The 21503-nt window shown below is 64.1% G+C and carries 19 protein-coding genes and 3 pseudogenes; 16 read left to right on the top strand and 6 right to left on the bottom strand.

Annotated features, from left to right (window positions below):
- The first annotated feature begins 29 nt into the window (after positions 1-29).
- The 6 genes and pseudogenes from ACSQ76_RS00300 (at position 30) to ACSQ76_RS00275 (ending at position 6608) form a co-directional block, all read left to right on the top strand.
- Positions 30-1027: pseudogene (locus ACSQ76_RS00300) on the top strand (Hsp33 family molecular chaperone HslO).
- The gene (locus ACSQ76_RS00295) at positions 1017-1634 is read left to right on the top strand and encodes a CoA pyrophosphatase (RefSeq protein ID WP_437154996.1); all 618 of its coding nucleotides are present in this window, start codon (positions 1017-1019) and stop codon (positions 1632-1634) included. Before ACSQ76_RS00300 ends, ACSQ76_RS00295 begins: the two are co-directional and overlap by 11 nt.
- A complete protein-coding gene (locus ACSQ76_RS00290) occupies positions 1618-2775 on the top strand; it encodes a CCA tRNA nucleotidyltransferase (protein WP_437154995.1) in 1158 nt (385 codons plus the stop codon). Before ACSQ76_RS00295 ends, ACSQ76_RS00290 begins: the two co-directional genes overlap by 17 nt.
- Positions 2776-2945: 170 nt before the next feature.
- Positions 2946-4793 carry an ABC transporter ATP-binding protein gene (locus tag ACSQ76_RS00285; RefSeq protein ID WP_437154994.1) on the top strand — a complete coding sequence of 616 codons (1848 nt, stop codon included), beginning with the start codon at positions 2946-2948 and terminating at the stop codon, positions 4791-4793.
- Between the two features lie 3 nt (positions 4794-4796).
- Positions 4797-6020, top strand: coding sequence for a class I SAM-dependent RNA methyltransferase (locus ACSQ76_RS00280; protein ID WP_437154993.1), 1224 nt, complete (start codon positions 4797-4799; stop codon positions 6018-6020).
- Positions 6021-6098: 78 nt separating this feature from the next.
- Positions 6099-6608 carry a L,D-transpeptidase family protein gene (locus ACSQ76_RS00275; protein ID WP_437154992.1) on the top strand — a complete coding sequence of 170 codons (510 nt, stop codon included), beginning with the start codon at positions 6099-6101 and terminating at the stop codon, positions 6606-6608.
- A 9-nt stretch (positions 6609-6617) separates the two neighbouring features.
- Here the strand turns inward: ACSQ76_RS00275 and ACSQ76_RS00270 are convergent, their stop codons facing one another.
- Complete coding sequence (locus ACSQ76_RS00270) at positions 6618-7136, bottom strand: CAP domain-containing protein (protein ID WP_437154991.1); 519 nt, start codon at positions 7134-7136, stop codon at positions 6618-6620.
- A gap of 169 nt (positions 7137-7305) precedes the next feature.
- Here ACSQ76_RS00270 and ACSQ76_RS00265 point away from each other — a divergent pair, with 169 nt between their 5' ends.
- A complete protein-coding gene (locus ACSQ76_RS00265; RefSeq protein ID WP_437154990.1) occupies positions 7306-7902 on the top strand; it encodes a L,D-transpeptidase in 597 nt (198 codons plus the stop codon).
- 242 nt (positions 7903-8144) lie between these two features.
- Here the strand turns inward: ACSQ76_RS00265 and hemH are convergent, their stop codons facing one another.
- On the bottom strand, positions 8145-9206 hold the full coding sequence (gene hemH, locus ACSQ76_RS00260; protein WP_437154989.1) for a ferrochelatase: 1062 nt from the start codon (positions 9204-9206) through the stop codon (positions 8145-8147).
- A 28-nt stretch (positions 9207-9234) separates the two neighbouring features.
- The gene (locus ACSQ76_RS00255; protein WP_437154988.1) at positions 9235-10080 is read right to left on the bottom strand and encodes a methyltransferase domain-containing protein; all 846 of its coding nucleotides are present in this window, start codon (positions 10078-10080) and stop codon (positions 9235-9237) included.
- Between the two features lie 47 nt (positions 10081-10127).
- On the opposite strand from ACSQ76_RS00255, the gene ACSQ76_RS00250 reads away from it, so the two are divergent.
- From ACSQ76_RS00250 to ACSQ76_RS00235, 4 genes are read left to right on the top strand one after another with little or no spacing between them, the layout of a single operon-like run.
- On the top strand, positions 10128-10826 hold the full coding sequence (locus ACSQ76_RS00250; protein WP_437154987.1) for a double zinc ribbon domain-containing protein: 699 nt from the start codon (positions 10128-10130) through the stop codon (positions 10824-10826).
- 35 nt (positions 10827-10861) lie between these two features.
- A complete protein-coding gene (gene grxC, locus ACSQ76_RS00245; RefSeq protein ID WP_437154986.1) occupies positions 10862-11119 on the top strand; it encodes a glutaredoxin 3 in 258 nt (85 codons plus the stop codon).
- Positions 11116-11946 (top strand): carbon-nitrogen hydrolase family protein, encoded by an 831-nt coding sequence (locus ACSQ76_RS00240; RefSeq protein ID WP_437154985.1) that lies wholly within the window; start codon positions 11116-11118, stop codon positions 11944-11946. Before grxC ends, ACSQ76_RS00240 begins: the two co-directional genes overlap by 4 nt.
- Positions 11937-12392 carry a MarR family winged helix-turn-helix transcriptional regulator gene (locus ACSQ76_RS00235; protein ID WP_437154984.1) on the top strand — a complete coding sequence of 152 codons (456 nt, stop codon included), beginning with the start codon at positions 11937-11939 and terminating at the stop codon, positions 12390-12392. The genes ACSQ76_RS00240 and ACSQ76_RS00235 overlap by 10 nt, the downstream gene beginning before the upstream one ends.
- A 9-nt stretch (positions 12393-12401) precedes the next feature.
- Here ACSQ76_RS00235 and ubiG read toward each other — a convergent pair whose 3' ends face one another.
- Positions 12402-13145 (bottom strand): bifunctional 2-polyprenyl-6-hydroxyphenol methylase/3-demethylubiquinol 3-O-methyltransferase UbiG, encoded by a 744-nt coding sequence (gene ubiG, locus ACSQ76_RS00230; RefSeq protein ID WP_437154983.1) that lies wholly within the window; start codon positions 13143-13145, stop codon positions 12402-12404.
- A 48-nt stretch (positions 13146-13193) separates the two neighbouring features.
- Between ubiG and pip the strand changes: the two genes are divergently transcribed.
- The 5 genes and pseudogenes from pip to infB all read left to right on the top strand — a co-directional run bounded on the left by pip (position 13194) and on the right by infB (position 19700).
- A complete protein-coding gene (gene pip / locus ACSQ76_RS00225; RefSeq protein ID WP_437154982.1) occupies positions 13194-14168 on the top strand; it encodes a prolyl aminopeptidase in 975 nt (324 codons plus the stop codon).
- 177 nt (positions 14169-14345) lie between these two features.
- Positions 14346-14918 carry a ribosome maturation factor RimP gene (rimP, locus tag ACSQ76_RS00220; RefSeq protein ID WP_437154981.1) on the top strand — a complete coding sequence of 191 codons (573 nt, stop codon included), beginning with the start codon at positions 14346-14348 and terminating at the stop codon, positions 14916-14918.
- Positions 14919-14922: 4 nt separating this feature from the next.
- Positions 14923-16548, top strand: coding sequence for a transcription termination factor NusA (gene nusA, locus ACSQ76_RS00215; protein WP_437154980.1), 1626 nt, complete (start codon positions 14923-14925; stop codon positions 16546-16548).
- Positions 16549-16573: 25 nt separating this feature from the next.
- Positions 16574-17199, top strand: a pseudogene (locus ACSQ76_RS00210) (RNA-binding protein).
- Positions 17200-17204: 5 nt separating this feature from the next.
- Positions 17205-19700, top strand: a complete 2496-nt coding sequence (gene infB / locus ACSQ76_RS00205) for a translation initiation factor IF-2 (protein WP_437154979.1) — start codon at positions 17205-17207, stop codon at positions 19698-19700.
- A 119-nt stretch (positions 19701-19819) separates the two neighbouring features.
- On the opposite strand, the gene ACSQ76_RS00200 is transcribed toward infB, so the two are convergent.
- Both ACSQ76_RS00200 and argJ read right to left on the bottom strand, forming a co-directional pair.
- Positions 19820-20218 carry a (deoxy)nucleoside triphosphate pyrophosphohydrolase gene (locus tag ACSQ76_RS00200; protein ID WP_306127285.1) on the bottom strand — a complete coding sequence of 133 codons (399 nt, stop codon included), beginning with the start codon at positions 20216-20218 and terminating at the stop codon, positions 19820-19822.
- Positions 20219-20273: 55 nt separating this feature from the next.
- Positions 20274-21502 (bottom strand): annotated as a pseudogene (gene argJ, locus ACSQ76_RS00195) (bifunctional glutamate N-acetyltransferase/amino-acid acetyltransferase ArgJ).
- Between the last annotated feature and the right edge of the window lies 1 nt (position 21503).

Here is a 21503-nt window from a genome sequence, read left to right as displayed (position 1 = left end):
GCACAAGAAAACCCCCCAAAGGATACGCGATGACACTCGGCCAGAAGATCGCCTGGGACGATACCGTCCTGCCATTTCAATTGGACCAGTCGGACGTGCGCGGCCGCGTGGTGCGGCTGGACGGTGTGTTGGACGGCGTGCTGAAACAGCATGACTATCCCGCGCCGGTGGAGGCGCTTATCGCGGAAATGGCGCTGATGACGGCGCTGATCGGGCAGACGATCAAGCTGCGCTGGAAGCTGTCGTTGCAGGTGCAGTCGCAAGGCCCGGTGCGAATGATCGCGACGGATTACTTCGCTCCGGAAAAGGAAGGCGAGGCCGCATGGATTCGCGCCTATGCCAGTTTCGACCCGGAGCAGATTACCGACGCCCCCCCGTTCGAGCAGCTGGGCGAAGGGTATTTCGCGATGATCCTGGACCAGGGCCAGGATACCGCGCCGTACCAAGGGATCACGCCGATTGCGGGCGACCGGCTGAGCGACTGTGCAGAGGCGTATTTCGCGCAGTCGGAGCAACTGCCGACGCGGTTCGCGCTGAGCTATGGGCGGTCGACCGAAGGCGACGGGCGCGAGCATTGGCGCGCCGGTGGCGTGTTGTTGCAACTGATGCCCAAGGCGTCGCCCTTTGCCACGGGGGCGGCGGCAGCGGCGAGGACGGGTTGTTGCAGGCTTCGGATATCCTGGACGAGGACAGCGAAGAGAACTGGAACCGGGTGAACACGTTGCTGGACACTGTGGAGGATCTTGAGCTGATCGGGCCTTCGGTGTCGTCCTCGGACCTGCTTGTGCGGCTGTTCCACGAGGAGGTGCCGCGGGTGTTCGACGTTCAGGCGGTGCGGTTTGGATGTACCTGTTCGGAAGAAAAGGTACGCAGCAGCCTGTCGATCTATTCGGCCAAAGACATCGCGACGATGACGACCGAAGAAGGCATCGTGACCGCCGATTGCCAGTTCTGCGGGGCGCATTACGCGCTGGACCCCAAGACGCTGGGGTTCGAGGCTGAAACGAAGGACGGCGATGACGAGTGACCTGATCGCGACGCTGCGCGCTGCCTTGCAGGGCGACATGGCGCCGTCGTCGGATTATGACCTGAACCCGGATGTGGTGCTGCCGGAGGGGCGCAAGCTGCGGCCCGCCGGGGTGCTTGTGCCGATCGAGGAGACCGAGGGGGGGGCAAGGCTGTGGCTGACCAAGCGGTCCTCGGCATTGCAGCACCACCCGGGGCAGGTGGCCTTTCCCGGCGGCAAGCAGGAGGAGGGCGACGCGGATATCGTGGCCGCCGCGCTGCGCGAGGCGCATGAGGAGATCGGGCTGGCCCCGGACATGGTGGAGGTGCTGGGCACGTTGCCGCCGCACGAGACGGTGACGAGTTTCTACGTGACGCCGGTGATCGGGGTGATATCGGGGCCGTTTTCGCCGGTGCCCGAGGCGGGCGAAGTGGAGGAAGTCTTCTCGGTTCCGCTGGCCCACGTTTTGGAGTTAAGCCGGTTCAGGGTCGAATCCCGGCGCTGGCGCGGGACGCGGCGGCGCTATTTCGCCGCGCCCTATGGGCCTTATTACATCTGGGGCGCGACCGCGCGGATGTTGCGCGCGATGGCGGAGGCTGTACGTTTGCAGCATGACGCTGACGGGTGACTGGATTGACGCGGACGAGACGCAGGATGTGTGCCGGATGCTGGAGGCAGCCGGACATCGAGCGTTGATGGTCGGCGGTTGCGTGCGCAACGCGCTGTTGGGCGTGGCGGTGAACGACATCGACATCAGCACCGATGCGCGGCCCGATGCCGTTGTCGCGCTGGCCGAAGCGACGGGGATGAAGCCGGTGCCCACCGGGATCGAGCATGGCACGGTGACGGTGGTGTGCCGGGGCGTGCCGTTCGAGATAACCACGTTTCGCAAGGATGTGGAAACGGACGGCCGGCGCGCCGTGGTCGCCTTTGCCGATGACGTGGAAAGCGATGCGCGGCGGCGGGATTTTACCGTGAACGCGCTTTATGCTACGCGAAAGGGTGAGGTGATCGACCCGCTTGGGGGATTGCCCGATATCGAGGCGCGGCGCATCCGGTTCATCGACGACGCCGAGACGCGGATCCGGGAAGATTACCTGCGTATCTTGCGATTCTTTCGGTTTCACGCGGTCTATGGCGACCCGAACGGCGGTTTGGACCCGGAGGGGCTGGCCGCCTGTGCGGCACTTGCGGACGGCATCGACGAGCTGTCGAAAGAGCGGATCGGGGCGGAGATGGGCAAGATGCTGGCCGCGCATGACCCTGCGCCGTCCGTCGCCGCGATGCGGCAGGCTGGGGTGTTGGCGCATGTTTTGCCAGGGGCAAATGACCGGGCCCTTGCGCCGCTGGTGCATCTGGAAGAGACGCACGGAATTGGGGCGGACGCGATGCGACGACTGGCGGCGCTGGGCGGGGAAAGCACCGTCGAGACACTGCGGCTGAGCCGCAAGAACGCGCGACGGCTTGAGGTGTTGAGCGACGAGGCCGCTGGCACGCAGACGCCCGAGGCGCTGGGCTATTACCACGGGTCGGAGACGGCGCGGGATATCGTGCTGTTGCGCGCGGCCCTGTTCGAGATGCCTGTTCCGCGTGATGCGTTCGCTGCCGCGGAGCTGGGCGCCAATGCGGTCTTTCCTGTCAGCGCGCAGGACCTGATGCCGACACGGCAAGGCCCGGCATTGGGCAAGGCGTTGAAAACGCTGGAGGACGCGTGGATCGCGTCGGGCTTTACACTTGACCGGCAGGCATTGCTGAGCCTCGCGACATGAAAGGGTCATTTGACTTTGCGCGGGTTTGGCGGCATCTTGCCCGCACCACATGGAGGTTGAGACATGTTTATCGGGGATTTTGAACGCTCATAAGCGCCGGATCGCAGAAGTGATCCCGTGCGCGGCGTCGCGTCCCTTTGTCATGTCTTTCCCTTCGCGGAGTTCCCTCCATGTTCAAGATTTTCGAAAACCTCGTTGACCCGTATGTGTCGTACGAAGAGACGGACAGGCCGCCGACGCGCCTGTGGCCGTTCATGCGGCTATACATGGTGCCGTTTCGCCGGGTGTTCTGGATGGCCGGGATCATGTCGGTCGTGGTGGCCGCGATCGAGATCTGGCTGATCTATTACATGGGGCGGATCGTCGATATCCTGGCGGGCGACCCGATGGAGGTGTGGGAGCAGTATGGCACGGAGATCATCGCGGTGGCGGTGTTCATCCTGTTGATCCGGCCCGCGATTCAGGCGTTCGACGTGCTGTTGCTAAACAACACGATCCTGCCGAACTTCGGCACGCTGATCCGCTGGCGCGCGCACAAGCATGTACTGCGGCAATCGGTGGGCTGGTTCGAGAACGATTTCGCAGGGCGGATCGCCAACCGTATCATGCAGACGCCGCCCGCGGCAGGCGAGGCGGTGTTCCAGGCGTTCGACGCCATCGCGTTTTCGATCGCCTATATCATCGGCGCGGGGATATTGCTGAGCGATTCCGACCCGCGGCTGATGCTGCCTCTGATCGGGTGGCTGGCGCTTTACGGATTGCTGGTGCACTGGACGGTGAAACGGGTGCAGCCGGCGTCAAAGGCGGCGTCGGATGCGCGGAGCCAGGTTACGGGGCGCGTAGTGGATGCCTATACCAACATTCATTCGGTGAAGCTGTTCGCGCACAATACGCGCGAGGTGGAATACGCCAAGGACGCTATCGAACACGCGCGGCAGACCTTTCAGAACGAAATGCGGATCTACACGGTGATGGACGTGGTTCTGACGCTGTTGAACGGTCTTTTGATCGTGGCGGTCGTCGGCTGGGCGTTCTGGTTGTGGATGCAGGGGCAGGCGAGTGTCGGCGTGGTGGCCGCGGCGACTGCGCTGACCCTGCGGCTGAATGCGATGACCGGGTGGATCATGTGGGCGCTGACCTCGTTTTTCCGGCAGCTGGGGGTGGTGGCCGAAGGGATGGAGACGATTGCCCAGCCAATCTCGCTGGTGGACGCCAAGGATGCCAGGCCGCTGGACATGCGGGACGGCCGACTCGAGCTGCGGGAGCTGACACACCATTTCGGGCGCGCGAGTGGCGGTCTCGACCGGGTTTCGCTGAGCATTCAGCCGGGCGAGAAGATCGGGCTCGTGGGTCGGTCGGGGGCCGGGAAATCGACCCTCGTCAAGCTGCTTTTGCGGTTTTACGATGCCGAGAAGGGCCAGATCCTGATCGACGGCCAGGACATCCGCGAGGTGACGCAGGACAGTCTGCGCGACCGGATCGGGATGGTGCAGCAGGACAGTTCACTGCTGCATCGCTCGGTGCGGGACAATATCCTGTATGGCAAGCCCGAGGCGAACGAGGCGCAGATGCTGGAGGCGGCGAAGAAGGCCGAGGCGCATGAGTTCATCCTCGACCTGCAGGATCCGCAGGGGCGCAGGGGCTATGACGCCCATGTGGGCGAGCGCGGGGTGAAGCTGTCGGGCGGGCAACGGCAGCGGATCACGCTCGCGCGGGTGATCCTGAAGGACGCGCCGATCCTGCTGCTGGACGAGGCCACCAGTGCGCTGGACAGCGAGGTGGAGGCGGCAATACAGGAGACGCTCTATGGCATGATGGAGGGCAAGACCGTGATCGCGATTGCCCACCGCCTGTCGACGATCGCGCAGATGGATCGCATTATCGTGCTGGATCAGGGTCGAATTGTCGAAGAAGGCGGGCATGCCGAACTGCTGGCGCAAGGCGGGCTTTACGCCCGGTTCTGGAGCCGTCAGTCGGGCGGATTCATCAATGCGGACGAGGACGAGGCGGCGGAGTAGGGCATGTCCGAATTCGTGATCGAACGGTTGGGGCATCTTGGCGACGGGATTGCCGAGGGGCCGGTCTATGTGCCCGGCGCGCTGCCGGGCGAGCGGGTGACCGGCACATTCGAGGGCAATGTGCTGCGCGATGTGAAGATCGTGGAGCCGTGCGGGATGCGGGTGAAGGCACCGTGCCGGCACTACAAATCGTGCGGCGGTTGCCAATTGCAGCACGCCGACGACGCCTTCTTGGCCGAGTGGAAGATCGGGATCGTGCGCGAGGCGCTGGCGGCGCAGGGGATCGAGACCGAGATGCGTGAGATCGCGGTTTCCCCTGCAAATGCGCGGCGCAGGGCCGGGTTTTCGGCGCGGCGCACCAAGAAGGGTGCGACGGCAGGGTTTCACGCCAAGGGATCGGACCTGATCGTGGAACTGAGCGAGTGCCACGTGTTGGCGCCGGAATTGCTGGAGGGCGCCCGAGCGGCGCAGGAGCTGGCCCGGATCGGCACCAGCCGGAAAGGCGAGTTGAGCGTGGCGGTCACGCTGTCCGAGGCGGGGCTGGACGTGCGCGTGGAGGGCGGCAAGCCGCTGGATGGCCCGCTGCGGATCGCACTGGCGCAACTGGCCGAGGCCGATGACCTCGCAAGGCTGGCCTGGGACGATGAAACCGTGGTCACCCGGCGACCGCCGATACAGGACTTCGACGGGATCGCCGTAACGCCGCCGCCGGGGGCGTTCCTGCAGGCCACCAAGGACTCCGAGCGGCTGTTGCAGGACGAGGTTGCGGCGATCTTGGCTGGAGCAGAGCCAGTTATCGACTTGTTCGCCGGCTGTGGCACCTTTGCCCTTCCACTGGCGCGGGAGCGGGCGGTGCACGCAGTGGAAGGCAGCGCGGTGATGACGCGGGCGCTGGATGAAGGGTGGCGGCACAGTGAACGGCTGAAGCAGGTCACGGTCGAGGCGCGGGACCTTTTCCGTCAGCCCATCCTGGCCGAAGATCTGAAGCGCTTTGGTGGCGTCGTGATCGACCCGCCACGGGCCGGAGCCGAGGCGCAGTGCCGTGAGTTGGCCGCGGCGCAGGTGCCCGTAATCGCCTATGTGTCCTGTAATCCGGTGACGTTCGCCCGCGATGCGGAGATCCTGACCGACGCAGGCTACGTGGTGGAGTGGGTCCGCCCGGTGGACCAGTTCCGATGGTCAGTCCATGTTGAGCTTGTTGCAGCAATTCGCCGCAAAATAAGCTGACCGGCGTAAATTTGAAATGACGCGGCGGGGTTGACGCTGTAAAACGCGATCAGGGACAGGCAACAGGTTTATCGAGCAATGAATCGCAGGAATTTCCTACTTTTGTCGGTCGCCAGCGCGTTTCTGACGGCCTGCGGATCCAAATTCAAATCGTATGACGGGCCGGAGGTGACGCAGGTCCTGATCAGCAAGAGCCGGCGGCGGATGTATCTTTTCCACCACAACAAGGTGCTGAAAGCGTATGACGTCGACCTGGGCTTTACGACAGCAGGCCACAAGCAGTTCGAGGGCGATGGCAAGACGCCGGAGGGCGATTATTTCATCGACCGGCGCAATCCGAACAGCTCGTTCCACCTGTCGCTGGGGATCTCGTACCCCAACGAGGCGGACCGTGCCTTTGCCAAGGCGCATGGCAAAAAGCCGGGTGGGGATATCTTTATTCATGGCGAGCCCAATGACCTGGGCTGGATCCGCAAACGCCGGTTGGGACGCGATTGGACCGCCGGGTGCATTTCCGTCCGGAACAAGGAAATGGAAAAGATCTATGCGATGGTGCGCACAGGCACCCCGATCCGCATCCTGCCGTGAGCGGTGGGCCTAGCGGCCCATCACCAGCGTCCACCAGATCTTGCCGTTGCGCTCCTGTTCCCACGAGAACCCCATTTCGCGGGCTTCGGGCGCCATGATGACCTGCTTTGTCGAGGGTTCGTCCATCCAGGCGGTCAGGGTCTCGAGCTCGGTTTCGTAGGTTTCCGAGATGTTCTCGCCCACCAGCTGCCCGGTGTAGCCGACGCGGCGGACACGATCGATCGGCGAGGAGCCGTCGGAGCCGAAATGCCAAGGGCGGTTCTGGACCGACATATCGCGCGAATGGGTGGCGGCGGCGGCGTTGAGTTGCGCGTTCAGCTGAACGGCAGGGCGCCCGGCGGCCTGGCGCAGGGCGTTGACGGCATCGAGCATCCGGTACTGGATCTCGGCGGTCTGGCCCGGGCGGATGCGGTAAACCTGGGGCAGCGGTTCGCCGTTCGGGCCGACGGCACCGGACTCGGGCGGCGGCGGAGCACAGGCCGACAAGAACACAAGTGCGGAAACCAGCAGGCCAAATATACGCGTCATCAGTGTCTACCACCCAGAAGTTCGTTCGACTCGCCTCTTAGCGTGGCTTGCGTGACGTTTCAAACCCACATCCGCCTCGGGTGGGCGAATGTTGCCGGTTTGATTTGCGACTGAGGCATTCGCGCCATAAGCTGAAAACAATGTACAAGCAGACAGTCGGGAGGCAAACATGTCCCGTGATCCCAAAACCTCGTTCAGCCGCCGTGCTTTTCTGGCCGGAACCGCCGCAGCATTTGGCGCGCCCGCGCTGGCCCAGACAGGTCCGACCACCACCGAGATGGAAACCAAGATCACCCAGTCGGTGCAGCGCAACATCTCGAGCTTTCGCGCCGCGGACTGGCGGCCGCATTTCAGCAGCCTGAGGAATGGCGCGATCCTGGTCGATATTTCGTCCCGCGCGCTGCATTTCTGGGACGAGGACGGGCAGACAAAATTCCTGTTCCCGTCGAGCATCCCGATGTCCGAGGAGTTGACGCGGCGCGGGCGCACCCGCGTGGTGCGCAAGGTGGAGGGGCCCGACTGGCGTCCGACGCCGTCGATGCTGAAGCGGAACCCGAACTGGCCGTCCTACGTGCCGCCGGGGCCGGACAACCCGTTGGGGACACATGCGCTGTATCTGGGATGGACCTATTACCGGATCCACGGCACGCATGACACGCGCAAGATCGGAAGGCGGTCCTCGAACGGGTGTATCGGGCTTTACAACGAGCATATTGCGCAGTTGTTCGCCCGGGCCGAGGTCGGCACGCAGGTTCTGGTGATCTGAGGCATTTTGCGCTGGAATAGAGACGAAGGAGGGCAGCGTTTCGGCGCTGCTTTTTCGTGGACGGGTCTCGCGTGAGCCCGCGCGGAATCAAGGCCGCAGGCCGCCGCGCGATCGCCAGACCGCCCCGGGCTGGCGATTGGGTCAGGTTGGCGCGTCGGTTCGAGGTCTTGCGGATGTGGCCGCCATAAACTGCCCTGAACACATGTCAGGTCGCCATTGCGCGGTCTGGCAATCGCGCAGCTCTAATCCAGCCAGCCCTTGAGGTTGTCCTCGATCACCGTGCTCAGCGCCTTGATATGGGCGTCGCTGTCGTTGAGGCAGGGAATGTAGAGGAACTCCTCGCCGCCAGCCTCCTCGAAGCTTTCCTTGATCTCTTCGTTGATCTCTTCGAGCGTCTCGATGCAGTCGGCGGAAAAGGCAGGGGCGATGACGGCGATGTTCTTCTTGCCGTCCTCGGCCAGCTTGGCGACGTGTTCGACCGTGTAGGGGCGCAGCCATTCCTCGGGGCCGAAGACCGACTGAAACGTGGTGGTGATCTGGGTGTCGTCCCAGCCAAGACGCTCCCTCAGAAGTCGCGTCGTTTTCTGACACTGGCAGTGGTATGGGTCGCCCTGTTTCAGGTAGCGCTGCGGCATACCGTGATAGGAGACGACGAGGATTTCCGGCTTCTTGTCAGTCTCTGCATAGGCCTTTTCGACCGATTGGGCCAACGCCTCGATATAGAGCGGATGCTCGAAATAGGGTTCGACCACGCGGGCGATGGGCTGCCAGGTTTCGTCCATCAGGGCGCGGAAGAACTGGTCATTCGCGGTAGCGGATGTGGCCCCGGCATAATGTGGGTAGAGCGGGAAGAAGAGGATGCGGGTGCAGCCGGCCTCGACCAGCGCGCGGACCTTGGACTTGGTCGAGGGGTTGCCGTAGCGCATGCAGAAATCGACCATGACGTTGTCGCCATAGCGCGCTTTCAGTGCTTCAGACAGTTTCGTCGTCTGGTCGCGGGTGATGGTCATCAGGGGGCTTTCGCCCTTGTCCTCGTTCCAGATGGATTTGTACGCCTCGCCGCTGGTGAACGGACGCTTCGACAGGATCACCAGTTGCAGAAGCGGCTGCCAGAGCCAGGGCGAATAGTCGATGACGCGGCGATCCGACAGGAACTCGTTCAGGTAGCGCCGCATGGACCAGTAGCCGTAATCGTCGGGCGTGCCGAGGTTGGCGATGAGAACGCCCGTCTTGGGCTCCGGAATGGCCGGATGGTCGGACGGGGCATGGACAGGACAGGTCTTGTTCTTGGCGGCGTCAAACATGGCGGGCGTCTTTTCTGGTCGGATTGGATCACGGACACATAAAGGATTGCGGTCGGTCGTCAATCTTTGAGGGGGTCTCGGACGTGCCGAGCGCATCGGCGAGACGTGTTGTCGCGCTGCCGGGGCGGAGGGGCTGCGGTTGGTCTTCGGACGGGGCCCAGCCAGTGAGGGTGATCAGTTCGAACGTGGCGGGGATGCGGCCGTCGGGGGTGCCGAAGGTCTCGGCGTAAAGGTCGGCGGCGCGCAGGAGGACGTCGCGGCGGGAGAAATTGCGCGGCCGGGCGTCGAGCGCGTTAGCCTCGCCCATGGCACGCAGGTCGTGCATCAGGGCGATGAGGCTTTCGTAGCTGGCCTCGAGCGGCAGGGTGTCGGCCACGGGCAGGGCAAAGCCGGCGCGTTGCAGGAGCGCGCCGAGATCGCGGATATCGCCCATGGGCAGGACCCGGGGGGAAAGGCCGCCGCGCAGGTCGGATTCGGCTTGGGCGAGGACAGCGCGCAACTGGTGCAAGGTCTGGCCGCCGAAGAACACCGCGATGAACAGGCCATCGGGGCGCAAGGCGCGGCGGCACTGGATCAGTTGGCCGACCGGGTCGTCGGCCCAGTGCAGGGACATGGCGTGCAGGATCAGGTCACGCGATTCAGGCTCTAACGCAAGAGTTTCGGCGTCTTCGATAATCTGCGCGTCGGGAAACGCGGCCTGCCACGGGTCGGGCAGGCCGGTGACAATGCTCGTATCCGTAAAGGATTTTTTAACGAAACTCAGCCGATCCTTGACCTCGTCGACCGCGGTCTCGTGCAGGAACAGCGCGGGGTTGCGGCTGGCCCGTTGGCGGTTGCGCATGAGGGCTGTGCGATCGGTGAGAGTTCTGGTCATGGTGGCTAAATAGAGTGGCTTTCGAGGCAATTCAAACGGCGCTTCGCGTGGTCTATCCCCCGCGCTGCACATTGTGTGGCGGGCTGGTGGACAGCGAGTTCGGCCTGTGCGGGCCGTGCTGGCGCGATACGCCGGTGGTGTCGGGGCTGGTCTGCGACCTGTGTGGCTGCCCCCTGCCCGGCGAGGAGGCGGTTGGGGACGCGCGGTGTGACGACTGCCTGCGGGTGGCGCGGCCCTGGCAGAAAGGGCGGGCGGCGCTGATCTACAAGGACAACGCGCGCAAGCTGGTGCTGGCGTTGAAGCATGGCGACCGGCATGACGTGGTGCCGCTGGCGGCGACCTGGATGAAGCGGGCGGCGGGACCGCTGCTGGTGCCGAACTGCCTGTTCGTGCCGGTGCCGCTGCACTGGACGCGGCTATTGAAGCGGCGGTTCAACCAGTCAGCCCTGCTGGCGCAGGCGGTGACGAAAGAGGTGAACGCGGCGTGGTGCCCCGACGTGCTGGAGCGGGTGAAGCGCACGCCGTCCTTGGATGGGTTGGGAATGGAGGCGCGGTTCGCGACGCTGGATGCGGCGGTCGGCCTGCGGCAGGGGCGGCGCGTGAGGATACAGGGGCGCGCGGTGATATTGGTGGATGACGTGATGACGTCGGGCGCGACGCTGGCGGCCTGCGCGGGCGCCTTGCTGGCGGGAGGCGCGGCGGAGGTCAGGACACTGACACTGGCGCGCGTGGTCAAGGATGCTTAAGTAGGGTCCAACCACGGAAAGGATTGGACCCTGTCATGAGACCCGTCGAAATCTACACCTCGCAGCTTTGTGGATTCTGCCACGCGGCCAAGCGGTTGTTGTCGCAAAAGGGCGTCGAGTACAACGAGATCGACGTGGGGCGGGAGCCCGAGAAGCGGGCCGAGATGACGCAGCGTGCCAAGGGCGGGCGGACGGTGCCGCAGATTTTCGTGGGGGACGTGCATGTGGGCGGCTGTGACGAGCTTTACGCGATGGACCGGGCGGGCAAGCTGGATGCGTTGCTGAAGGCATGAAAACGGCTCTGATCCAGCTGAATTCGTCCGATAGCCCGGACGAGAACCTGCCGGTCACGCAAGGCTTGATCGACGAGGCGGCGGCGGGGGGCGCGGGGTTCGTGCTGACGCCGGAAGTGACGAATTGCCTGTCGGCGAGCCGGACGCGGCAGAAGGAAGTTCTACGCCACCAGGAGGACGACGCGACGCTCGCGGGCCTTCGGGAGCAGGCGGAACGGTTGGAGATCTGGCTGCTGATCGGGTCGATTGCGGTCAAGACGGATGACGCTGACGGGCGCTTTGCCAACCGGTCTTTTCTGATCGACTCCAAGGGCGGGATCGCGGCGTGGTATGACAAGGTTCACATGTTCGACGTGAAAGTTTCCGAGACCGAACAGTACCGGGAATCGGCCGGCTATCGCCCGGGCGACCGGGGTGTGATGGCGGAGACGCCGTTCGGCACGGTCGGCCTGACCGTATGCTATGACCTGCGGTTTCCAAAGCTGTACCGGCGGCTGGCGCAAGCGGGCGCGGAGATCCTGACAGTGCCGTCGGCCTTTGCCGTGCCCACGGGTGAGGCGCATTGGGAGACGTTGCTGCGTGCGCGGGCGATCGAGACGGGGTGCTACGTTCTGGCCCCGGCACAGACCGGGCAACATTCGGCCACGCGGGGCAAGGAACGCCGCACTTATGGGCATTCGCTGGCCGTGGGGCCGTGGGGTGACGTATTGGCAGATGCCGGAACGGCCCCGGGTGTGGTATTCGTGGATGTGAACCGGGACGAGGTGACCCAGGCACGGGCGCGGATACCGGCAGTAAACAGTGAGGTCGATATCACTTGGTCGTAACCACGGATAACACGCTGCATTCGATTGCCGTTTCGCTGTTCAGCGAGGTTCTGGCAAACGAGCAGCTGATCCGGAGCCGGCTGAGCCGGGTGCTGCCGAAAGGCATGGAGATCTCGCATTTCTCGGTGCTGAATCACCTGGCGCGGGCCAATGGCGAGCGGAGCCCGGCGCAGCTGGCCAAGAGCTTTCACGTCACGCGCGGGGCGATGACCAACACGCTGAGCAAGCTGGAATGGGCCGGGTATGTGCATATCCGGCCCGACTGGGACGATGCGCGGCGCAAGATGGTGTCGATAAGTCCCGCTGGTACGCGAGCGCGGGACGCGGCGATTTCGGCCATCATGCCGTTGATCACCGAGGTGGTGAGCGAGCTGGGCGAGGGCAACGTGCGTGCCACCCTCCCCGTGCTGCGCGAAATGCGGGCGAAGCTGTCGGACGAAAGTTAGGCTCTACCCTTAGGGTTTCAGGCTGGTCGTGACGTAGTTCACGGCCAGGTCGCGATCCGACAGGGACCAGGACCAACTGAGCGGGTTGAAGACAAACCCCTTGCGGTCGACCGGGTCGAGGCCTGCGTCGCGCAAAAGACCGTACAGCTCTTCCGGGGTAATGAACTTGGTCCAGTCATGGGTGCCTTTCGGCAGCCAGCGCATGATGAACTCCGCCCCGACGATGGCGGCGGCAAAGCTCTTGGCGGTGCGGTTGAGGGTGGAGCAGATGTGCAGACCGCCCGGTTTCAGCAGGCGCTGGCAGGCGGTGAGATAGGTGGCAGGGTCGGCCACATGCTCGACCACTTCCATGTTCAGAACAACGTCGAACTGCTCGCCCGCCGCTGCCAGATCCTCGGCGGTGGTGTTGCGGTAGTCGATGTCGAGGCCGGATTGTGCGGCGTGGACCTGTGCCACGGGGATGTTACCCGCTGCGGCGTCGGCGCCGACGACCGTCGCGCCAAGGCGGGCCATCGGTTCGGCAAGCAAGCCGCCACCGCAGCCGATATCCAGAAGCCGCAGGCCGGTGAAGGGTTTCGACGTTTTCAGGTCGCGGTCGAATTCGGCGGCGATCTGCGACGTAATGTAATCCAGCCGGCAGGGATTGAGCATGTGCAGCGGCTTGAACTTGCCGTTCGGGTCCCACCATTCGGCGGCCATCGCCTCGAACTTGGCGACTTCATCGGTGTCGATCGTGGTCGAGTTGGGTTGCATTCCGCGTTCCATGTGCTCAATGTCTCAGACGGTCTATATAGGGCATTCATGGACAAGTTTTCGAGCCAAAAGAACGCAGCGCAGTTCCTCTATCCGTCGATCGAGCCGTTCGACCGACGGATGATGGACGTGGGCGACGGGCACACGATCTATGTCGAGCAGTCGGGCAACCCCGAGGGCACGCCGGTTGTCGTGCTGCATGGCGGGCCCGGTGGCGGATGCAGCCCGGCGATGCGGCGGTATTTCGATCCGAACCATTACCGGATCGTGCTGTTCGACCAGCGCGGCTGTGGCCGGTCGAAGCCCCATGCGAGTGTCGAGGACAATACGACCTGGCATCTGGTGGCGGATATCGAGCGAATCCGGGATGCGCTGGGCATCGAAACGTGGATCGTCTTCGGCGGAAGCTGGGGCGCGACGCTGGCGCTGATCTATGGTCAGAGCCATCCCGAGGCGGTGGCGCATCTCGTGTTGCGGGGCGTCTTTACCATGACGCAGCGGGAGCTGGACTGGTTCTATGGCGGCGGTGCCGGGCGGTTCTGGCCCGAGACCTGGGCAAAGTTCAGAGCGCTGATCCCCGAGGATGAACGGGGCGACATGATCGGGGCCTATAACAAGCGGCTGTTTTCCGGCGACCGGGCCGAGGAAGTGCGCTTTGCCAAGGCGTGGAGCGCTTGGGAAAATGCGCTGGCGACGGTCAATTCCAACGGTCACAGCGGCGACAGCCCGGCGGATTACGCCCGCGCCTTTGCACGGCTGGAGAACCATTATTTCCGGCACGGCGGCTTCCTGGGGCAGGACGGTTACATCTACGATAACATGGACAAGCTGGCGGACACGCCCGGCGTGATCGTGCAGGGGCGGTACGACATGATCTGCCCGCCCGAGGCGGCGCACCGGCTGGCGGGGCTATGGCCCAAGGGCGATCTGCGGATCATTCCGGTGGCGGGGCACGCCCTGTCCGAGCCGGGGATCAGTGCCGAGCTGGTGAAGATCATGGACCGGATGGTGACCGGGCGATAAGGTCCTGATCGAGAGCATACCGGAGGCAGTTTCTGTATGTCCCGGCTTTAGCCCTTGCAGACTCATCCATCACGACGTATATGCCCTTTCAACAGCGGCGCGCTGGGGTCCACACCCGGCGCTCCACCGGGAAAGATCGACGGGCCGCGCGCCCGTTTTTTTGTGTTTGAAAGACCCATGAGCAACGACCTGATTGCGAAAACCTCGATGGATCGGCGGCTGGCCGAGATCGTCACCCCTGTCATAGAGGACATGGGATTCGAGCTGGTGCGCGTGCGTCTGATGGGCGGCAAGACCGCCACGCTTCAGATCATGGCCGAGCGGCCCGAGGGCGGCATCGAGGTGGACGAGTGCGCCGAGATTTCCACCGCCATCAGCGCCGTGCTGGATGTGGAAGACCCGATCGTCGATGAGTACACGCTGGAAGTGTCCAGCCCCGGCATCGACCGGCCCCTGACCCGGCTGAAGGATTTCGACGAGTTCGAGGGCTACGAGGCGAAGCTGGAGACCCACGAGCTGATCGACGGGCGCAAGCGGTTCAAGGGCGTTCTGGCCGGGACCGAGGGCGGCGAGGTGCTGATCAACGTCGAGGAAGGCACGATCGGGCTGCATTTCGATTGGCTGGCGGATGCCAAGCTGGTTCTGACCGATGAGCTGATCAAGGACATGCTGAAGGCGCGCAAGGATGCGGGCGTTCTGAACGAAGACAATTTTGACGACATAGAGACTGACTCGTCCGAGGAGACCTGAGACAATGGCTATTACCTCTGCCAACCAGCTTGAGCTTTTGCAGACCGCCGAGGCGGTGGCGCGGGAGAAGATGATTGACCCGGGCCTTGTGATCGAGGCGATGGAAGAGAGCCTCTCGCGCGCGGCCAAGAGCCGTTACGGCGCCGAGATGGACATCCGCGTCAGCATCGACCGCAAGACCGGCAAGGCGACGTTCACCCGCGTGCGCACCGTGGTCGAGGACGAGGAGCTGGAGAACTACCAGGCGGAGTTCACCGTCGAGCAGGCCAAGCAATACCTGGACGACCCCAAGGTCGGCGACACCTTCGTCGAGGAAGTGCCCCCCGTGGACATGGGCCGGATCGCCGCGCAGAGCGCCAAGCAGGTGATCCTGCAGAAGGTGCGCGAGGCCGAGCGTGACCGGCAGTACGAGGAATTCAAGGACCGGGCCGGCACGATCATCAACGGCGTGGTCAAGCGCGAAGAATACGGCAACGTCATCGTCGACGTGGGTGCGGGCGAAGCGATCCTGCGCCGGAACGAGAAGATCGGGCGCGAAAGCTATCGCCCGAACGACCGCATCCGGTGCTACATCAAGGATGTGCGCCGCGAGGCCCGTGGGCCGCAGATCTTCCTGAGCCGCACCGCGCCCGAGTTCATGGCGGAACTGTTCAAGATGGAAGTGCCGGAGATCTATGACGGCATCATCGAGATCAAGGCCGTGGCCCGTGACCCGGGCAGCCGCGCCAAGATCGCGGTGATTTCCTATGACAACTCGATCGACCCGGTGGGCGCCTGCGTGGGTATGCGCGGCAGCCGCGTGCAGGCCGTGGTGAATGAGCTTCAGGGCGAGAAGATCGACATCATCCCGTGGAACGAGGACCAGCCGACCTTCCTGGTGAACGCGCTGCAGCCCGCCGAGGTGAGCAAGGTGGTTCTGGACGAGGAAGCCGAGCGAATCGAGGTCGTGGTGCCCGAGGACCAGCTTTCGCTGGCGATTGGCCGTCGCGGTCAGAACGTGCGGCTGGCCAGCCAGCTGACCAACCTCGACATCGACATCATGACCGAGGCCGAGGACAGCGAACGCCGTCAGAAGGAATTCGAAGAGCGTACCAAGCTGTTCATGGACACGCTGGACCTGGACGAGTTCTTTGCGCAACTGCTGGTGTCGGAAGGCTTCACCAACCTCGACGAGGTCGCCTATGTCGAGATCGACGAGCTGCTGGTGATCGACGGCGTGGACGAGGACACCGCCAACGAATTGCAGGCGCGCGCCCGTGACGTTCTGGAAGCACAGGCCAAGGAGGCGCTGGAGAAGGCCCGCGCGCTGGGCGCCGAGGACAGTCTTATTGAATTCGAGGGCCTGACACCCCAGATGGTACAGGCACTGGCCGAGGATGGCGTGAAGACGCTGGAAGACTTTGCCACCTGCGCAGACTGGGAACTGGCGGGCGGCTGGACCACCGTGGACGGTGAGCGCGTCAAGGACGATGGCGTTCTGGAACCTTTCGAAGTGTCGCTGGAAGAGGCGCAGGACCTGGTGATGACCGCGCGGGTCATGCTGGGCTGGGTCGATCCGGCGGATCTGGAAGCCGAGGCCGAAGAAGATGCCGACGCCGAAAGCGAAACTTTCAAGGAGGCCGGGGCCTGATGCGTCAGGCCTCGTAGGCGCTGATATGGGGCGCGGTGGGCAGCCCAAGGACCGGACGAATGGTCCCGAGCGCAAGTGTATTGCAACGGGCGAGGTGCGTCCGAAGCATGGATTGATCCGGTTCGCCATCGGTCCCGAGGGGCAGGTGGTGCCGGATATCCTGGAGAAGCTGCCGGGCCGGGGCATCTGGGTAAGCTCGACGCGGCAGGCGCTGGAAACGGCCGTGAAGAAAGGGCTGTTTTCGCGCAGCGCCAAGCAAAGAGCGTCACGGTGCCCGAGGATCTGGTCGACCAGGTCGAGGCAATGCTGGCGCGGCGGGTCGTGGAACTGCTGAGCCTGGCGCGCAAGGGCGGGCAGGCGGTGGCCGGATACGAGAAGGTCAAGGACTGGCTGGCCAAGGAAGAGGCCGAGGTTCTGATCCAGGCCAGCGACGGGTCCGCGCGCGGGAAGACGAAACTGAGCACGCCCTATGGCGGCAGCTGGATCGGCTGGGTGACAGCGGATGAGCTGGGCCAGGCCTTCGGGCGTGAAACAAGCATCCATGCCGCACTCGCTGCTGGCGGTTTGTGCGAACGTGTTGTAGAGGAGGCGGCAAGACTCAAGGGCTTGCGCGTCACGGACGGGGACCGACCCCGCCGGAAAGGAAGTTGAGATAGATGAGCGACAACGACGGAAAGAAAACTCTGGGTGTACGTGGTGGCGGTCCTCGGTCGGGGAACGTGAAGCAGAGCTTCAGCCATGGCCGCACCAAGAACGTCGTGGTGGAAACCAAGCGCAAGCGCATCGTGAAACCCAAGCCGGGAGCCGCGGCGCCGTCGCCGGGTGGTGCCAAGCCGGGTACGCCGGGCGCGGGATCGAAACGCCCTGCCGGGATCTCCGATGAGGAGATGGAACGCCGGATGAAGGCGCTTGCCGCCGCGAAGGAACGCGAGTCGGAAGAGGCCGCGCAGCGCGAGGCCGAAGCCCGCGAACGCGAGGAAGAAAAGCAGCGCAGACGCGAGGAAGCCGAGGCCAAGGAGCGTGAACAGCGCGAGGCCGAGGAACGTGCCAGGGCGAAGGCCGACGAGGAAGAGCGCAAGAAGCGCGAGGAGGCAGATGCCGCCAAGCAGGCCGCTGCCGCTGCCGCAGCTCCTCCGGTCGAAGACCAGCAGACCCGCCAGCCCAAGCAGGCCCCGCGCGGCAAGGCGCCCGAGCGCGACCAGCGCGGCGACGATGGCCGGGGCCGTGGCAAGGGCCGCGACGATGGTGGCCGCCGGTCCGGCAAGCTGACGCTGAACCAGGCGCTGTCGGGTGGCGAAGGTGGCCGGCAGAAATCCATGGCTGCCATGAAGCGCAAGCAGGAACGCGCCCGGCAAAAGGCGATGGGCGGCGCGCAGGAGCGTGAAAAGGTCGTGCGTGACGTGCAGGTGCCCGAGGCGATCGTGGTCAGCGAGCTGGCCAACCGGATGGCAGAGCGCGTCGGCGACGTGGTGAAAGCGCTGATGAACAACGGCATGATGGTCACGCAGAACCAGTCGATCGACGCCGACACCGCCGAGCTTATCGTCGAGGAATTCGGTCACCGCATCGTGCGGGTCAGTGATTCGGATGTCGAGGACGTGATCGATTCGGTCGAGGACAAGGATGCAGACCTGCAACCGCGCCCGCCGGTGATCACGATCATGGGTCACGTGGACCACGGCAAGACATCGCTTCTGGACGCCATTCGCGACGCAAAGGTGGTTGCCGGCGAGGCCGGGGGCATCACCCAGCATATCGGTGCCTACCAGGTGACGACCGACAGCGGCTCGACGCTGAGCTTCCTCGATACGCCGGGTCACGCCGCGTTCACCAGTATGCGGGCGCGTGGCGCGCAGGTGACCGATATCGTGGTCCTGGTGGTGGCGGCCGACGATTCGGTGATGCCGCAGACCATCGAGGCGATCAATCACGCCAAGGCCGCCAAGGTGCCGATGATCGTGGCAATCAACAAGATGGACAAGCACGAGGCGAACCCCGACAAGGTGCGCACCGAGTTGCTGCAGCACGAGGTGATCGTCGAGGCGATGTCGGGTGACGTGCAGGATGTCGAGGTGTCGGCCCAGACGGGTCAGGGCCTTGATGAACTGCTGGAAGCCATCGCGCTTCAGGCCGAGATCCTGGAGCTGAAGGCGAACCCGAATCGCGCCGCCGAGGGTGCCGTGATCGAGGCGCAGCTGGATGTGGGACGTGGCCCCGTGGCGACCGTTCTGGTGCAGCGCGGGACGCTGAAACAGGGCGATATCTTCGTTGTGGGCGAGCAGTACGGGAAAGTCCGTGCGCTGATCAACGACCGGGGCGAGCGTGTACAGGAAGCCGGGCCGTCGGTTCCCGTGGAGGTTCTGGGCCTCAACGGCACGCCAGAGGCGGGCGATGTCCTGAACGTGGTGAAATCCGAGGGCCAGGCCCGCGAGATCGCAGAGTACCGCGAGAAGGCCGCGAAGGAAAAACGTGCCGCTGCCGGCGCAGGGACCACGCTGGAACAGCTTCTGGCGCAGGCCAAGGAGAACGAGAACGTCAAGGAACTGCCGATTCTGGTGAAGGCCGACGTTCAGGGTTCCGCAGAGGCGATCGTTCAGGCGATGGAGAAGATCGGCAACGAGGAAGTGCGCGTGCGCGTGCTGCACTCGGGCGTCGGCGCGATCACCGAATCCGATATCGGCCTGGCCGAAGCGTCGGGTGCGCCCGTGATCGGCTTCAACGTGCGGGCCAATGCGCCGGCGCGGAATTCGGCCAACCAGAAGGGTGTCGAGATCCGCTATTACAGCGTGATCTATGACCTCGTGGATGACGTGAAGGCAGCTGCGAGCGGTCTGCTGGGCGCGGAAATCCGCGAGAACTTCATCGGTTATGCCGAGATCCGGGAAGTCTTCAGGGTCACGGGTGTCGGCAAGGTTGCCGGCTGCCTGGTCACCGAGGGCGTTGCCCGCCGGTCGGCCGGTGTGCGCCTGCTGCGCGATGACGTGGTGATCCACGAAGGCACGCTGAAGACGCTGAAGCGCTTCAAGGACGAAGTGTCGGAGGTGCAATCGGGCCAAGAATGCGGCATGGCGTTCGAGAATTACGACGATATCCGCCAAGGCGACGTGATCGAGATTTTCGAGCGCGAGGAAGTCGAACGGAACCTCGATTAAGCCTTGTCAGAGACTGTTTTCGGGAAAGGGCGGCCTTTTGGGTCGCCCTTTTTCGCGTGCTGGACCCAAGTCTTTTCTGAAAAGACTCCGCAAAAGCTTTCAGAAAGCTTTTGCGGAGATCAGAGCCAGTCGCGGAGGATCGGGATGAGCGGCACGTCCGCGGGCGGCATGGGATAGTCGCGCAGGGCGTTGGGGCGGACCCATTTCAGGGCCTGTTCTTCACGGGATTGCGGCGCGCCTTCCCATTTGCGGCAGGCGAAGAGAGGCATCAGCAGGTGAAAGTCGTCGTAGCTGTGGCTGGCGAAAGTCAGCGGGGCGAGACAGCTTTTCCACGTGTTGATACCAAGCTCTTCTTCCAACTCGCGGATGAGCGCGACCTCGGGTGTCTCGCCCGGTTCGACCTTGCCGCCGGGGAATTCCCAGAGGCCGGCCATGGGTTTGCCCTCGGGGCGTTGCGCCAGCAGGATGCGGCCGTCGACGTCGATCAGGGCGACGGCAGAGACCAGAACAGTTTTCATTGTCGCAATCCCGGACGGAAAACCGGAGGCCACTTTTCCTGTGATTGCTTCGGTTTCATGACCTGTAGTCGGCGTTGATCGAGATGTAACCATGCGTCAGGTCGCAGGTCCACACATGGGCCGTGCCGCCGCCAAGGCCGAGATCGACATGAATCGTGATCTCTTGGTTCTTCATGTGGGCGGCGCCGTCTTCCTCGCGGTATGCGGGACTAACCCAGCCTTTTTCGGCCACGAGCGTGTCGCCGAACCAGATCGAGAGCGTGTCGCGATCCGCCGGGGCGCCGGACTTGCCGATGGCCATGACGATGCGGCCCCAGTTGGGATCCTCTCCGGCGATGGCGGTCTTGACCAAGGGCGAGTTGGCGATGGCCAGACCGTGGGTCTTGGCGTCCTTGTCGCTGGAGGCGCCGGTGACGGAGATGGTGACGAATTTGGTGGCGCCCTCGCCGTCGCGCACGACCTGGTGGGCGAGATCGAGCATAACGCCACGCAACGCTTCCATGAAGCCGACGCTTTGATCGGTGACGCGCACGCCCGACGCGCCGGTTGCGGCGACCAGCAACGTGTCGGAGGTGGAGGTGTCGCTGTCGACGGTGATGCAATTGAAGGTCTTTTCGTTCAGCGCCGAGACCATCTGTTGCAGATGCTCGCGGGCAATGGCGGCATCGGTGAAGATGTAGACAAGCATGGTCGCCATGTCGGGCGCAATCATGCCAGAACCCTTGGCGATGCCGGCGATGCGCACTTCCTGCCCGTCGATCGTGATCGTGGCGGTGGCGCCCTTGGGAAAGGTGTCGGTCGTCATGATCGCACGGGCGGCATCCTCGATCCCGTCGGATGAGAGCGTGCCTGCGAGTTCGGAAAGTTTCGCGGTGATGCGCTCGTGCTTCAAAGGCTCGCCAATGATGCCCGTGGAGGAGCTGAAAATACGCGATTCCGGCAGGGATAGAGTCTTCGCCACCGCATTTGTCACCGCCTTGACGGCCTCGACCCCGTTGCGCCCGGTGAAGGCGTTGGAATTGCCGGAATTGACGATGATCGCGGCCCCCTCTGCGGACTGGAAAGCGATCTTTTCCTGGCAGTCAAGCACCGCGGCGGAGCGCGTCGCGGACCGGGTGAAGACCCCGCCATGGCCGTTCCGGGGGCCAGCCGTGCCAGCATCACGTCCTTGCGGCCGGCATAGCGCACGCCGGCCTGGACGCTGGCGAATTCCACGCCGCCTATGGCGGGAAGATCCGGAAACGCGGCAGGCGCCAGTGGCGAAACGGCGAGGGTCTTGGCCATT

This window comes from Roseovarius sp. B08, from assembly GCF_051417955.1.
In the GTDB taxonomy this organism is placed as follows: Bacteria; Pseudomonadota; Alphaproteobacteria; order Rhodobacterales; family Rhodobacteraceae; genus Roseovarius.
Note: the sequence above shows the minus strand (reverse complement) of the source record. Positions and strands in the feature narration are given on the sequence as shown.

What these genes read in the sequence shown, in the direction of transcription:
- ACSQ76_RS00295 (WP_437154996.1), top strand. Translation starts at nt 1,017, where the DNA reads ATGACGAGTGACCTGATCGCGACGCTGCGCGCTGCCTTGCAGGGCGAC.
- ACSQ76_RS00290 (WP_437154995.1), top strand. Translation starts at nt 1,618, where the DNA reads ATGACGCTGACGGGTGACTGGATTGACGCGGACGAGACGCAGGATGTG.
- ACSQ76_RS00285 (WP_437154994.1), top strand. Translation starts at nt 2,946, where the DNA reads ATGTTCAAGATTTTCGAAAACCTCGTTGACCCGTATGTGTCGTACGAA.
- ACSQ76_RS00280 (WP_437154993.1), top strand. Translation starts at nt 4,797, where the DNA reads ATGTCCGAATTCGTGATCGAACGGTTGGGGCATCTTGGCGACGGGATT.
- ACSQ76_RS00275 (WP_437154992.1), top strand. Translation starts at nt 6,099, where the DNA reads ATGAATCGCAGGAATTTCCTACTTTTGTCGGTCGCCAGCGCGTTTCTG.
- ACSQ76_RS00270 (WP_437154991.1), bottom strand. Translation starts at nt 7,136, where the DNA reads ATGACGCGTATATTTGGCCTGCTGGTTTCCGCACTTGTGTTCTTGTCG.
- ACSQ76_RS00265 (WP_437154990.1), top strand. Translation starts at nt 7,306, where the DNA reads ATGTCCCGTGATCCCAAAACCTCGTTCAGCCGCCGTGCTTTTCTGGCC.
- hemH (WP_437154989.1), bottom strand. Translation starts at nt 9,206, where the DNA reads ATGTTTGACGCCGCCAAGAACAAGACCTGTCCTGTCCATGCCCCGTCC.
- ACSQ76_RS00255 (WP_437154988.1), bottom strand. Translation starts at nt 10,080, where the DNA reads ATGACCAGAACTCTCACCGATCGCACAGCCCTCATGCGCAACCGCCAA.
- grxC (WP_437154986.1), top strand. Translation starts at nt 10,862, where the DNA reads ATGAGACCCGTCGAAATCTACACCTCGCAGCTTTGTGGATTCTGCCAC.
- ACSQ76_RS00240 (WP_437154985.1), top strand. Translation starts at nt 11,116, where the DNA reads ATGAAAACGGCTCTGATCCAGCTGAATTCGTCCGATAGCCCGGACGAG.
- ubiG (WP_437154983.1), bottom strand. Translation starts at nt 13,145, where the DNA reads ATGCAACCCAACTCGACCACGATCGACACCGATGAAGTCGCCAAGTTC.
- pip (WP_437154982.1), top strand. Translation starts at nt 13,194, where the DNA reads ATGGACAAGTTTTCGAGCCAAAAGAACGCAGCGCAGTTCCTCTATCCG.
- rimP (WP_437154981.1), top strand. Translation starts at nt 14,346, where the DNA reads ATGAGCAACGACCTGATTGCGAAAACCTCGATGGATCGGCGGCTGGCC.
- nusA (WP_437154980.1), top strand. Translation starts at nt 14,923, where the DNA reads ATGGCTATTACCTCTGCCAACCAGCTTGAGCTTTTGCAGACCGCCGAG.
- infB (WP_437154979.1), top strand. Translation starts at nt 17,205, where the DNA reads ATGAGCGACAACGACGGAAAGAAAACTCTGGGTGTACGTGGTGGCGGT.
- ACSQ76_RS00200 (WP_306127285.1), bottom strand. Translation starts at nt 20,218, where the DNA reads ATGAAAACTGTTCTGGTCTCTGCCGTCGCCCTGATCGACGTCGACGGC.